The 13258-nt window shown below is 69.7% G+C and carries 10 protein-coding genes and 1 pseudogene; 1 reads left to right on the top strand and 10 read right to left on the bottom strand.

The window, feature by feature from the left end:
• Positions 1–2780: AAA family ATPase (locus ACFU99_RS14400; protein ID WP_384390781.1), on the top strand; the 2780-nt coding region annotated here is incomplete at its 5' end.
• Between the two features lie 20 nt (positions 2781–2800).
• On the opposite strand, the gene ACFU99_RS14395 is transcribed toward ACFU99_RS14400, so the two are convergent.
• The 10 genes and pseudogenes from ACFU99_RS14395 to ACFU99_RS14350 form a co-directional block, all read right to left on the bottom strand.
• Complete coding sequence (locus ACFU99_RS14395; RefSeq protein WP_384390778.1) at positions 2801–3427, bottom strand: hypothetical protein; 627 nt, start codon at positions 3425–3427, stop codon at positions 2801–2803.
• Between the two features lie 308 nt (positions 3428–3735).
• Positions 3736–4419 (bottom strand): response regulator, encoded by a 684-nt coding sequence (locus ACFU99_RS14390; protein ID WP_384390776.1) that lies wholly within the window; start codon positions 4417–4419, stop codon positions 3736–3738.
• Positions 4416–5684, bottom strand: coding sequence for a histidine kinase (locus tag ACFU99_RS14385; RefSeq protein ID WP_384390773.1), 1269 nt, complete (start codon positions 5682–5684; stop codon positions 4416–4418). Before ACFU99_RS14385 ends, ACFU99_RS14390 begins: the two co-directional genes overlap by 4 nt.
• Positions 5685–5701: 17 nt before the next feature.
• Positions 5702–6298, bottom strand: coding sequence for a DUF1453 domain-containing protein (locus ACFU99_RS14380; protein ID WP_384390770.1), 597 nt, complete (start codon positions 6296–6298; stop codon positions 5702–5704).
• A gap of 243 nt (positions 6299–6541) precedes the next feature.
• Complete coding sequence (locus ACFU99_RS14375; RefSeq protein WP_384390767.1) at positions 6542–7762, bottom strand: cytochrome P450; 1221 nt, start codon at positions 7760–7762, stop codon at positions 6542–6544.
• Positions 7759–9624 carry a non-ribosomal peptide synthetase gene (locus ACFU99_RS14370; protein ID WP_384390764.1) on the bottom strand — a complete coding sequence of 622 codons (1866 nt, stop codon included), beginning with the start codon at positions 9622–9624 and terminating at the stop codon, positions 7759–7761. The genes ACFU99_RS14375 and ACFU99_RS14370 overlap by 4 nt, the downstream gene beginning before the upstream one ends.
• Positions 9625–9700: 76 nt before the next feature.
• Positions 9701–10771: an LLM class flavin-dependent oxidoreductase gene (locus tag ACFU99_RS14365; protein ID WP_384390761.1), complete on the bottom strand. Its 1071-nt coding sequence runs from the start codon at positions 10769–10771 to the stop codon at positions 9701–9703.
• 25 nt (positions 10772–10796) lie between these two features.
• Complete coding sequence (locus tag ACFU99_RS14360; protein ID WP_384390758.1) at positions 10797–11360, bottom strand: flavin reductase family protein; 564 nt, start codon at positions 11358–11360, stop codon at positions 10797–10799.
• A gap of 21 nt (positions 11361–11381) precedes the next feature.
• Entirely contained in the window at positions 11382–12965 is a 1584-nt protein-coding gene (locus ACFU99_RS14355; protein WP_384390755.1) for a tryptophan halogenase family protein, read from the bottom strand.
• A pseudogene (locus ACFU99_RS14350) lies at positions 12962–13258 on the bottom strand (hypothetical protein); the annotation flags it as partial. The gene ACFU99_RS14355 and the pseudogene ACFU99_RS14350, both read right to left, overlap by 4 nt.

Below are 13258 nucleotides of genomic sequence, written 5' to 3'. Positions count from 1 at the left end.
CGCCCGAGGCGTGCGAGGAGCAACTCGCGCGTCTGCTGCTCCAGTTGGAGAATCTGGAGGCGCGGTTCGCCGAGTCCGACGACTTCCTCACCGAGCTGTCCGCCAAGCGCACCGACGTCTACGAGGCATTCTCCTCCCGCAAGCAGACCCTCCAGGACGCCCGCGCCCGGCACGCCGAGCGGCTCGCCGACTCCGCGAACCGCGTCCTGGAGACCATCCAGCGGCGGGCCGCGACCCTCGCCGACCTCGACGCCGTCAACACCTACTTCGCTTCCGACCCCATGGTCGCCAAAGTCCGCCGCACCGCCGACGAGCTGCGCGAACTCGGCGACGGCGTACGGGCTGACGAGCTCGACGGCCGGCTGAAGGCCGCCCGCCAGGAGGCCGGGCGCGCGCTGCGCGACCGCGCCGACCTGTACCTGGACGGCGGTGAGACGATCCGGCTGGGCCGCCACCGCTTCGCCGTCAACACCCAGGCCCTCGACCTGACGCTCGTACCGCACGGCGACACCCTCGCCTTCGCGCTGACCGGCACCGACTACCGCGCGCCCGTCACCGACCCCGAGTTCGCGGACACCCGCCCGTACTGGGACCAGCTGCTGCCCTCGGAGTCCGCCGACGTCTACCGCGCCGAGCACCTCGCCGCGAAGATCCTCGCCGAGCACGACCCGGCCACGCTGTACGACGCGGGCCCCGACGAGCTGGCCGCCCTGGTGCGGACCGCCGCCGACGCCGCGTACGACGAGGGGTACGAGCGCGGCGTCCACGACCACGACGCCACCGCGATCCTCGGCGCGCTGCTCGCCCTGCACGCGGAGGCGGGGCTGCTGCGCTACCCGGCTGCCGACCGCGCCGCCGCCCAGATCTTCTGGACGCATGGCCTGGACGGCGCGGCGCGCGAGCACTGGGCGCTGCGCGTACGGTCCCTGGCGCGGGCGCGCGCGACGTTCGGGCTGGCACCCGCGATCGCGGACCTGACGGGTGAACTGGCGGCGCAGCTGGAGGCGTTCGAAGAGACGTCCGCCGCCGGCCCGCTCGCCGCCGAGTACCTCTTCGAGGAGCTGGCGGGAGGGCCCGAGGGGTTCGCGGCGGGGGCCGAGGCGCGGTCGCTGATCGAGAAGTTCCGCGGCGCGAGCGACGGTCCGGCGTACGAGGAGGAGCTGACGGCCCTCGGCGGGATGCCGCTGGCCGCGCGCCGCCAGCTCGTGGAGGCATGGCTCGGCTCTTACCTGGCGGGGAGCGGCGAGGAGGCGGACCCCGGCGTCGTGGCGGAGGCCGTGGCCATCGAGCTGTGCCCCGAGGGGGCGCGTTACGACTGTGAGGCGCGGCTCACGACGCGGGTGGAGGGCCTGCTGGGCGCCCACTCCCGCATCACGGGTCGCCGTCTCGCCCTCCGCCTGGACGAGTTCCTGGCCCGTACGCGGGTGTTCAGGGAAGAGCGGATGCCGGGCTTCCGCGCGTACCAGCAGCGGCGCAACCGGCTGGTGGAGGCCGAGCGGTCACGGCTGCGGGTGGACGAGTTCCGGCCCAAGGTGATGAGCGCCTTCGTCCGCAACCGGCTGCTGGACGAGGTGTATCTGCCGCTGATCGGCGGGAACCTCGCCAAGCAGCTCGGCGCGGCGGGCGACGCGAAGCGCACCGACAACAGCGGGCTGCTGCTGCTCATCTCCCCGCCGGGATACGGCAAGACGACGCTCATGGAGTACGTGGCCGACCGCCTCGGCCTGGCGCTCGTCAAGGTCAACGGCCCGGCGCTGGGCCACTCCGTCACCTCGCTGGACCCGGCGCAGGCGCCCGACGCGACCGCGCGGCAGGAGGTCGAGAAGATCAACTTCGCGCTGGAGGCGGGCAGCAACACCCTCCTCTACCTGGACGACATCCAGCACACGTCGCCCGAACTGCTCCAGAAGTTCATCTCGCTGTGCGACGCCCAGCGCCGCGTCGAGGGCGTCTGGAACGGCCGTACGCGCACCTACGACCTGCGCGGCAAGCGGTTCGCGGTGTGCATGGCGGGCAACCCGTACACGGAGTCCGGCGGCCTCTTCCGCATCCCCGACATGCTCGCCAACCGCGCCGACGTATGGAACCTCGGCGATGTCCTCTCCGGCAAGGACGACGTCTTCGCGCTGAGCTTCGTCGAGAACGCCCTGACCTCCAACCCGGTCCTGGCCCCGCTCGCCGCCCGCGAGCGCTCCGACCTCGACCTGCTGATCCGGCTGGCCCAGGGCGAGGCGGGGGTGCGCTCCGACCGGCTGTCCCACCCGTACGCACCGGCCGAGCTGGACCGCGTACTGGCCGTGCTGCGCCACCTGCTCACCGCCCGGCGCACGGTCCTCGCCGTCAACACCGCCTACATCGCGTCGGCGGCCCGTACGGACGCCAGCCGCACCGAACCGCCGTTCCAGCTCCAGGGCTCGTACCGCAACATGAACAAGATCGTGGAGCGGATCGCGCCCGTCATGAACGACGCCGAGCTGACCGCCGTCATCGACGACCACTACGCGGGCGAGGCCCAGACCCTGACGACGGGCGCCGAGGCGAATCTCCTCAAGCTCGGGGAGCTGCGCGGCACCCTCACGGCCGAACAGACGGCCCGCTGGGCGGAGATCAAGAGCTCGTACGTCCGTACGCAGGCCCTCGGCGGCTCCGACGAGGACCCGCGCGTGCGCACCCTCGCGGCGCTGGGGCTGCTCGCCGACCGCATCGCGGCGGTGGAGTCCGCGATCGTACGCGCGGCCGAACCCCCGGCGGCGAGGCACCGGGGGGAGCGGGGGGTGTAGGGGGTCTTTCGGGCTGCTCGTCACAGCTGGGCGTAGGTGAGGGGCTGGTGGCCGGCCTCCGGGGCGGCGGTGGCGGGGGCGGCCTCCATGGCGGCGAGCCTGTCGGCGACGCGGGCCCGGACCTTCTTGACGTAGCGGGCCGTGAAGACGGCGGGGACGACGAACCCGGCGGCCTTGCAGAAGAGCTGGAGGGCGGACCCGGCGCCCAGCTCGGAGCAGGTGAACTCGGCGGCGGCGGAGAGGGTGAAGCTGACCGTCCACACCGTGGTGATGACGGTGTTGATGCGGATGAAGTGCGGGGAGTTCCAGACCTCCTTGGGGGCGCTGCGCCGGGCGACCCCCTGCGTGAAGGGGCTCCGCACGGCCAGGCTCGCCCAGCCGATGAGCGCCAGCCAGGCCGAGGAGATCGCGCTGTCGTGGTCGTGGATCGCGGAGTGCGGGTCGGCGAACGCGACGACGGTCATGCCCAGCGCGAAGACGATCGTTCCGAAATCGAGAATCTGGGCATCGGCTGCCACGCCGGCCCGGCGGTCCTGAATCAGCAGGAACACGGCGCAGACCAAAGCGGCGAGGGCGCCCCACTGCCACCCGATGAGGGAGACGCCGGCATAGACGAACCACGGGGCGAAATTGCGGAGGTAGTTCATGGGAACGGGTATTCCTCTCACTCGGTGAATTCCGGATTCCGGGTGCGGAGTTTTCGTCGTTCCTTGTCCGACGGCTCCGTTTTCCTCCCCGGTGGCAATCACAAAATTACGGGGGGAGGGGACGGGGTGTCGTGGGGTCAGCGCCGTATCTTGCGGGTGGAGACCCTTCTCCACCCGACGTACACCGGGGCGGGGGATGGGGCCGGGGCTGGGAGTTGGGGCCGGGAGTCGGGGCCGGAGCATGCGAGAGAGCCTCACCGTCGTGGGGGACGGGCGGCTGGGGGGCGAGGGGCGCGACGGGTGCGAGGTCAGGCCCGCTGCGCGGGCCCGGGCCCGGGTCCTTCCGGCGGCAGAACGCTCAGCGCGTAGCGCACGGCTTCGGCGCGGGAGTGGAGGTCGGCCTTGGCGAAGAGGTTGTTGATGTGCGTCTTGACGGTGGCCTCGCTGATGACGAGGCGCGCGGCGATCTCGGGGTTGCGCAGCCCGTCGCCGATCAGGCGCAGCACCTCCCGCTCGCGCGCGGTGAGCATGGCGGCCTGCTCGGCGGCGGGCTTGGGCCGCCGGGTGGCGAGGGTGAGCAGCCGGCGCTGCACCTCGGGCGCGAGCACGGCCTGCCCGTGACTGGCGCTGCGTACGGACTGGAGGATGGTGTCGCGGCCCGCGTCCTTGGTCAGATAGCCGCCGGCGCCGGCCTGGAGGGCGGCCAGGATCGACTCGTCGTCCTCGAAGGTGGTCAGGACGACCACGGTCGACTGGGGGTTGGCGGCGCGGATGCGCCCGGTGGCCTCGACGCCGTCCATGACCGGCATGTTCAGGTCCATCAGGACGACGTCGGGCTGGTGCTCGGCGACGGCGGCGACGGCCTCCTCGCCGTTGGTGGCCGTGGCCACGACGTCGACGTCGTCGTTGAGGTCGAGCATGACGGCCAGCGCCTCACGCACGGCCGTCTGATCGTCGACGATCACCAACTTGATGCTGCTGCTGTTGTTCACCGGGGCACCTCCAGCTTTACGGTCCAGCCGCTCTGGGCTGTGTCGTCGAGGTTTTCGAGATCGGGTCCGGCGCGGAGCGTACCGCCCACCAGGGCGGCGCGCTCACGCATGCCGATCAGCCCCATCCCGGTGCTCTCGGTGCCGTCGGCGCGCGGCGCGGGGGAGGGCGCGGGCCCGTTGGCGACGGTGAGGGAGACGGCGTCGGCGGTGAACGCGAGCGTCATCGCGCGTGCGGCCCCAGGCGCGTACTTCATGGCGTTGGTCAGGGCTTCCTGCGCCACGCGCAGGGCGGTCTGCGCGATCTCGACCGATACGGGCTCGGGTTCGCCGAGGACGTCGAAGGCGACCTCTTCGCTCTCGGCCATGAGCCGCAGCGTCTCCTGGAGCGGGAGGGTGTCCTCGCGCAGGGCGTGCACGGCGTGCCGGGTCTCGGCGATGCTGTCGACGGCCAGCGCCCTGGCCCGGCGGACGGCGGCGAGCGCCTCCTCGCGGCGGTCCTTCTGGCTGAGGGCGTCGGCCATGTCGAGCTGGAGCGCGATGCCGGAGAGGGAGTGCCCGAGCACGTCGTGGATCTCGCGGGCTATACGCCCCCGCTCCATGAGCGCGGCGTTGCGGGCTTCGGACTCGGTGGCCCGCTGCGCCTCGGCGGCGGCGAGCTGGGCGCTCTCCAGCGTTTTCCGCCGGTCCCGTTTCGAGATGCCCATATAGATGGGCAGCCCTACGGTGAGGGTCATCCACCAGGTCCAGTAGTCGGACGACGGGGCGAGCCGTTCGGCGACCCAGACCGTCCCGGCACTGCTGAGCGCCGCCGCCACCGCCACCCCGACGGCGGCGCGCCGGGACGCCAGCTTCACGCCCGCGGTGGCGACCGCGGAGTAGGCGTAGAAGGGGGCCACGGTGCCGGGTGCGAGGGGGAGGAGTACGGCCGACAGGACGGCGTAGCCGCCCGCGAACGCGATCTGCGCCCGCTGCGACAGCCGGGACCAGGAGAAGATCGCGGCGAAGGAGCAGAGCGCCACCAGGACGAAGAGTGTGATGGCGAGGGGCGGGGCGACGAGGTGGGCGCCGGGCAGTTGGATGGCGGTGACGACGGTCGCGGTGACGGAGATGAAGGGCTGGGCGAAGTCGTCGCCGTAAGGGCCGTAATGGGAGCCGAAACGGAAGCCGTAGCGGGGGCCGAAACGAGGGCTGTGACGGGGGCTCTTCGCCTCTGCCCCGGCCGGTGATTCTGTCCCGGCCGGGGAATCTGATCCGGTGGATGACACGAGGCGCACTCCCGACCTCAGCTGTGGCGGCGGTCTTGGCGGGAGTCGGCATCCCGAAGCGCGTCAAGCATAGAGGGGCGCGAGGCACGGTGATGGCTGGAGGTTCCGTTGTCGGCCGAGGTACCGGAGGCCGACGCACCGGCGAAACGCTCCTGAAGGCTGTCGAGGAGGGCGGACGAGGTGTGCGGCTGGCCGTCCTTGCCGGCGGTCCAGACGACACGGCTGTCGGTACGCACGGCCCGGCCCAGCACCATGAGCCCCTCGGCGAGCATGCCTATGCCGATGGTCAGCAGCAGGCTGTCACTGGCGACACCGGACATATGCGGGTCGATGGCCCCCAGCAGCAGATTCGCCCCGATCTTCGCCACGATGTTCAGCACCCACAGGGCCACGGTCACCCAGGTGTAGCGCATGAACACCAGCCCGTCCCGATTGGACAGCCGAATACTCACACCGCGCAGCACCCCGAGCAGAACACTGAGCGCGCCGGTGCCCACCAGAAATACGACGGCATCGACATCGAGATGCCCTCCCGAAAGATTGGACAGCCCCACCAGCGAAAGCACCGCCGGAAGAATCAACATCCGCTTGGCTTCCGCAGGCTCCCCGATCATCCGGCGAACCATCACGTAGCACACAGCGGCAATAATCAGAACTACCTCAACCGGCCCACTCACAGCGCTTCCTCCCAGCACATTCAATCTCCGTCAGCGACCCCTCAAAACTAGATTTCCTCCCCTCCAATGACATGCGGCAGCCGCCGTAACTCCGGGTGGAGAAATCTCTCCACCCGGACCTACGGCGGCTGCGGCGTGGGGCGGCGCTGCGCCGATGCAGTTGTTCCGGCAGAGCCGCGATCAACGCCTCCGACGGTGGAAGCGGACCGGCAGACTCTGGTAGCCGAAAAGGAAGTTCGAGAAGATCCGTACCGGAGGGCCGTCGAGTTCTACGGCCTCCAAGTGCTCGATCATCGCGCGCAGCAGCGCGTGCAGGGCCGCTCGGCCGAGGAACGCGCCCAGACAGAAGTGCGGGCCGTACCCGAAGGCTAGGTGGCGGTTGGGGGTGCGGGACAGATTCAGCGTCCGGGGGGCGTCGAAGACCGTCTCGTCGTTGTTGGCGGAGACGTTCCACAGCGTGACGATGTCGCCCCGCTCGATGTGCTGCCCACGGATCACGAGGTCCTGGGCAGCGGTCCTGGCGAAGTGCATCGCCGGGGTTGCCCAGCGCAGCAGTTCCTCGGCGGCCGTCTCGCACGCGACCCGCCCTTCTCGGAGGTCGCGCCATTGGCCGGGGTGGTCCGCCAGGGCGCGGACCGTGCTGATCGCCGACATGCGTGAGGACTCGTCGCCTCCCAGGATGAGGCTGTAGCAGTTGAGCGCGACGTCGTCGAGCGGGAGCGGGGCTGTATCGAGGGTGGCGGTCGCCAGCATGCTGATCACGTCGTCTCCGGGGCGGGCCCGGCGTTCGGCGGCCAGGTCCATGAAGTAGAGGACGATCTCGTTGCGCGCGCTGAGGGCGTCCATCTCGTCGGCTTCGGCGTCGGAGGACGACAGTGTGCGTTTGTTCCACTCCAGGAGCTTGCCGCGGTCTTGTTCAGGTACGGACAGAAGGTCGCAGATCGTCGCCATGGGGATCTGCTCGGCTACCGATGTGACGAAGTCGAACGAACCGGCTGCCGCCATCTGCTCCACCAGCGACGCCGTGCGCGTGTGGACTTTCTCGGCCACGCCGCGCAGAACCCGAGGAGAGAAGGCCCGCAGCAGCAGGCTCCGCAGCTCTCGATGCCGGGGGCGGTCGGTGACCGCGAGCATTTTCCCGCCGGCGGAGTCGTCGCCGCGCAGGAGGACGTCCAGAACGGTCCCTCGGGCGGAACTCAGGTCTCGTGGATTGTCGTACGCGGCCTGCACATCGGCGTGGTCGGCGACCACCCAGAAGCCGGGGCGTCCGCCGGCCGCCTCGTGCCAGGCCACCGGGTGGCTTCGGCGGAACCACGTCCAGTACTCGTGCGGATCGTGGGTGACGAAGGCCGTCGGGTCCGTGAGATCGAGGCTGTCGACGGCGGGGGCGTCCGTGCTCATCCGGCCTCCTCTCCTATCGGGACCGGGCTGTAGGCCGACGGAGCTCCGGAGAGATCCGGGACGCCGTCGTCCTCGTTGAGAAGGCTGCTCGCCAACTCCGAAAGGGTGCGTGACCGAAGGACCGACCTCATCGAAACGCCCACGCCGAGGTCCTCCCTGATGCGGATGGCCAGCTTCGCCGCGACCAGGGAGTTCCCTCCCAGGTCGAAGAGGTTCTGGTCCGGTGTGACCGACGGCAGGGACAGCAGCTCCATGACGAGGGCGCACAAGGCCGCCTCTGTCGGCGCCCCGCCGTGCGGGGCCCCTGCCGCAGTCTCCGGACTCCGCACCATCGGGGCCGTTTCCGCCTCGGCATGAGACGCAAGGGCGCGGAGAGCCCGGCGGTCCACCTTGCCGCCCGACGAGAGGGGGAACTTCTCCAGGACGACGATCGTGGCGGGCACCATGTGCTCGGGCAGAACGTCCGCGACATGGCCGCGCAGTTCGGTCGCCGTCACAGCCATGCCCGGCGCGGCTTGGACGTACCCCACGACCAGGGCGTCGGCGAGTTCGCCCTTGACCACCACGGCGGCGAGGTCCACCGCCGGGTGCTGGGCGAGCCGCGCCTCGATCTCGCCCAGTTCGATCCGGAATCCGCGGACCTTGACCTGGTCGTCCGCTCGGCCGGAGAAGAAGAACACACCATCGGCCCTGCGCCACCCACGGTCCCCCGACCGGTACATCCGGCTTCCGGGCGGACCGAACGGGTCCGGCAGGAAGGTGGCGGCGGTCAGGCCCGGACGGGACAAGTAGCCGCGGGCCAGGCCGCTCCCGGCCAGATACAGTTCCCCCTCCTGTCCGTCGGGCGCCGGCCGCAGGTCGTCGCCGAGGACGTAGGCGCGGCCGCCCGTCCATGGAACGCCGATGCTGACGTCGTCCGTGCCGGTCTCGGGGCCGGAGATGGTGGCGCCGACTGTCACCTCGGTGGGGCCGTAGCCGTTGAACATCCGCCTGCCGAGCGACCACTCATGGATCAGCGCGGTGGTGCACGCGTCACCCGTGGACATGAGGGTTCCGCCCTTCAGCACGGCGGTGCTGTCCGTGAGGCTGAGGACGGCGGGGGGCAGCACCGCGTGAGTGATCCGGTGACGCGTCAGGAGGTCGGTCAGCGGCTGCCCCGGCAGCACGTCTTCGGGATCGGCCATCACGAGAGTGGCACCGGACAGCAAAGCGAGCGTCAGGTCCCAGAACGCGGCGTCGAAGCTGACGGATGCCCACTGGAGGACGCGTTCCCCGGGACGTACGCCGAACCGCGACGACTGGGTCGCGAAGAGGTCACCGACCCCTTGATGCGTCACAGCCACGCCCTTCGGCTGCCCGGTGGATCCGGATGTGTAGATCACGTACATCAGATGGGCGCAGAGCAGGGCACAAGTGCGCTCGTCCTGCGTGACGTCGTGCCCGGACTGTGCCGCGCAGGCGTCGCGTGTGGCCGGCTCGTCGAGCACGATCTCGGTGACGTCCACGTCGGGCACGCGCGTCCGCGCCGTGCGCACCAGCACCAGTGGCCGCGCGTCCTTCACCATGTAGGACAGCCGGGCTTCGGGATACGCGGGGTCGAGAGGCAGGTAGGCGCCGCCCGCCTTGAACACCGCGAGCAGCACGACCACGAGGTCGGTCGAGCGGGGCACTGCCACCGCGACCAGTACGTCCGGGCCCACGCCGTGGCCGATGAGGTGGCGGGCCAGACGATTGACCTTTTCGTTCAACTCCATGTACGAGAGGGTGGTGTCGCCATGGATCACCGCCGATTCGTCCGGCCACTTCTCGACCGCGGACTCGAACAGCTCAGGAACCGTGGGGGACTTGTGCAGAGGTGTCACTGTGCTCCTGCTTTCTGGCTGGGCAGCTCCAGTTGTTCGGGAGGAGCCGGAGGCGTGCGAAGGCGTACCAGCCGGATCACCCGGCAGCGAGGCTCGGCCGGACGTGCTCGGCGAAGAGCCGCACCGTGCGCTCCATGGTCTTCAACGGCTGCTGACCGAAATCGACCTGCCAGAGAATCACGTCCGGTCCGAGGGACTCGCGGATCGCTTCGACCTTTTGCAGGGCGTTTTCCGGGCTGCCGAAGACGGCCGTGCTCTCCAGTTCGGTGTCGCCGACCCCGCTTCCGAACTTCTTGCGGATGGCGGTCTGGTAGCCCTCGTACGCGGGCGACGTACGGTTGTTCCATGCCCCCGCCGCCTCGGTGAACTTTTCCCAGTGCCGCCTGAGCAGCCTCCGGCCGCAGTCGCGGGCCTCGTCGTCCGACTCGGCGATCAGCAGGGGGACGCTGACGGCGACTTTCGGGCGGCGACCGGCTGCGTGTGGGGATGCGCCGAAACGTTCTTTGTAGCAATCGATGAGTTCCAGGGCCCGTGGAATGTCGTCAGGGCGGGGAGGCGAGGCGAAGAGCAGGTTCAGTCCCATGTCTCCGAGCCACTCGAAGCTGGACTGAGTCAGGAGCGCCGCACCCCAGACCGGCGGGTGCGGGTGCTGTGTCGGTCGCGGATACGACGTCGCGTCCGCGTAACGGAAGAAGGCGTTGTTCTCGGTCGCCTTCGGTTCCGTCCATAGGCGCAGAACGGCCTTGACCGTCGCCCTGAATCGCTCCGTGCTGCTGTCGATATCGACCCCGAAGGCATCGAACTCGTAGGGGAGGAAGGCCCGCGCGAACCCCGCGTCGAGCCGTCCATTGCTGAGCGCGTCCAATTGCGCTGTCTGGGCGGCGATTTGAATGGGGTGGTGGAATGATGCCTGAATTCCTCCCGTCATGAGACGGATCCTGCTGGTGACGGCGGATACCGCGGACAGGAAGGCGAGCGGCGACGGGCAGTACCCGCCGTAGGGCTGTAGGTAGTGTTCCGTCATCTTGAGGTATTCGAGCCCCATGTGATCGGCCAGACGCGATATCGCCAGGGCGTTCTCGTAGTACTCCTGGGCCGGGCGCTCGTCCGGGCCGGTGTCCGGCAGCAGGGAGAGTCCAAACTCCATGAATTTCGCTCCTCGTTCTGCTCTGTCAACGAAGGGTGGCGTCGACGGGGCGGATGGCGGCCTCGCCCTGGTTCATGGACCAGTAGCTGCGCAGCGCGTACAGCAGCGGGTCGGAGGACCTGCCGGTCGGCGTGCTCACGCGGAACACCTCGCCGAAGACGACGGTGTGGTCGCCGACGGGAACGGTCCTGGCCACATGGCAGTCCGCGACGGTGTGGGCGTCGTCCACCAGATGCGGGCCGCCGAACGACGGTTCGTCAGTCCACCTGACGCGGGCGAAACGGTCCGGCACGCTGGAGGCGAACAACGCCGCCGTGTGTTCCGCCTGATCGTGCAGCAGGTTCACCGCGAAGGCCGCCGACCCGAGTATCGCCGCCAGCGTGTGACTGGTCTGCTTCAGACAGACCAGCAGGGTCGCCGGTTCCGTGGCGACGCTGGAGAGCGACGAACAGGTCGCGCCCCGGGGCGGCCGGCCTTCCTGCGATGACGTCACGACGGTGACTCCGGAGGGGAAAGTGGTCATCAGCGAGCGGAACTGCGCCGCGCTGATCACCGAAGGCGCAGTCGCGTCCGCCATGGGATCGGCCATGATCGTGTCCTCCTCGTCGCCTCACGACCGGCCGTGGACCGCCGGGCCGGACGACCGTGCGTGCAGCCGCGCGACGTAGTCGTACTGGCTCGGCAGTCGGCCGACGAGTGTCCTGGCCTGGTCGCGGACCGACCGCAGCTCTTTACGCGCCGCGGCGTCGTCGAGCGAGGCCAGCACAGGAAGCGGCTGAGGGGAGAGCCCGCCGAGGCCGAGAATCATGGCGACGTATGAGTAGGGCTCGAAACCATGAAAGTAGGGGAAGACGGTCTCCTGGTCGGGCAGGCGCGCTGCCCACTGCTCCAGACGCTCGCCCAGACCGTCGGGCACCGGACGCTTCTTGGTGTCCTTCCAGTACTGGTTATCGCTGCGCGCGGCCGCGAAGTAGTGCAGGAAGAGGAACTCCCGCACCCCGTCCATCACACGACCGACCTGCCGGTTGTATGAAGCGCGCAGGGCCTCGTGGTCGCCGTCGCCCGGGAAGTGCTTGACAAGCTGTTCGACGGCGTTCTGGATGAAGAAGATCCCGGTGGATTCCAGCGGTTCGACGAACCCGCTGGACAGTCCTACGGCGACGCAGTTCTTCTCCCACGACCTCTCGCTGCGGCCGATGCGCATGCGGATGTGGTTGGCCTCCAGTCCCTCCGCGGTCGGTCCGACGAACTCGCGAAGCGTCCGCTCGGCCTTCTCGGGCGTGCAGTAGTCGCTCGCGTACACGTAGCCCGTGCCCAGGCGGCCGAAGAGAGGAATCGTCCAGATCCAGCCGGCGTCCTGGGCCGTGGCGGTGGTGCAGGGCCGGATTCCGCGCGTGGCCATGTCGGTCGGTACGCGCAGTGCCACTGCACTGTCGTTCGGCAGCGTGTCCTGGTATGAGACGAAGGGCACCCCGAGCGCCTGGTTCAGCAGCATGCCGCGGAACCCGGTGCAGTCCACGTAGAGATCGCCGGAGAGAGGGCCGTGCTCCTTGGTCAGGACGTGGGCGATGGCTCCCTGCTCGTCCAGGACCACGTCGGTCACATCGTCCAGGACGTGGGAGACGCCCCGCTGGACGCCGAACCGGGTCAGGAACCCCGCGAGGCGTGTCGCGTCGAAATGGTAGGCGTACGGGAACTGGGTGGTCCGGCCCGCAGGCGTGGCACGGAACATGGAGTCCTCGCGGTCCTCCACGAAGTCCTGCTCCATCATCGCCCCGTCCAGGTAGCGCGGTGAGCTGTGGGCGTCGCACAGCGCCGCGAGCACGGAGCAGTCGCGGTCGAAGCGGTCGCTCGGCCGTTTGTGGAGCCACCAGTCGGCGAGCGAGAAGCCGTCTACCACCCGCGGCCGTTCGAACGGGTGGTAGAAGCAGTGCCCGTCGGCCCGCCAGTTCTCGAAGCGGATGGCGAGCTTGTAGGTGGCGTCGCACTCGGGCATCCACTCGTGTTCCTCAAGACCCAGGTCTTCGAAGAAGTGCCGGACCGTGCTGAACGTGGCCTCTCCGACGCCGATGGTCGGAATGTTCTTCGATTCCACCAGCGTCACCGAGACCTGGTCCCGGAGCACTGCCTTCAGGTACGTGGCGGTCAGCCAGCCTGCGGTGCCGCCGCCGACTATTACGACGCTTCGGGTCACGGTGCCTCATCTCCGCTCGATGACGTATCGGATGGTGGCGCGGTTGTTTCCTGGCGCGGGCGGCGTGGTCGCCCCGGCGGGGCCGGACGGGGCCGCCTCGGGTAGCGGGCGCGCATGGCCGCACTGGAGGCGGGGCCCGCCGCGAAGACGAATTCCTCGGTGTCGACGCGACGGCCGTCGGCCCGGTCGACGACGACGGGCTCGGCCTCCTCCCCCGTCCGGGCGTTCACGAGGACCATGCCGCGTTCGTGGGGTTCGAGCAGATGGTTCCCCCAGGCCGCCATGGTCAGGAG

Source organism: Streptomyces sp. NPDC057654 (assembly GCF_042800135.1).
In the GTDB taxonomy this organism is placed as follows: domain Bacteria; phylum Actinomycetota; class Actinomycetes; order Streptomycetales; family Streptomycetaceae; genus Streptomyces.
This window is presented reverse-complemented; position numbering and strand designations above follow the sequence as displayed.

Coding starts and splice junctions, on each gene's coding strand:
- ACFU99_RS14360 (WP_384390758.1), bottom strand. CDS start 11,360: ATGGCCGATCCCATGGCGGACGCGACTGCGCCTTCGGTGATCAGCGCG.
- ACFU99_RS14375 (WP_384390767.1), bottom strand. CDS start 7,762: ATGAGCACGGACGCCCCCGCCGTCGACAGCCTCGATCTCACGGACCCG.
- ACFU99_RS14365 (WP_384390761.1), bottom strand. CDS start 10,771: ATGGAGTTTGGACTCTCCCTGCTGCCGGACACCGGCCCGGACGAGCGC.
- ACFU99_RS14380 (WP_384390770.1), bottom strand. CDS start 6,298: ATGATCGGGGAGCCTGCGGAAGCCAAGCGGATGTTGATTCTTCCGGCG.
- ACFU99_RS14395 (WP_384390778.1), bottom strand. CDS start 3,427: ATGAACTACCTCCGCAATTTCGCCCCGTGGTTCGTCTATGCCGGCGTC.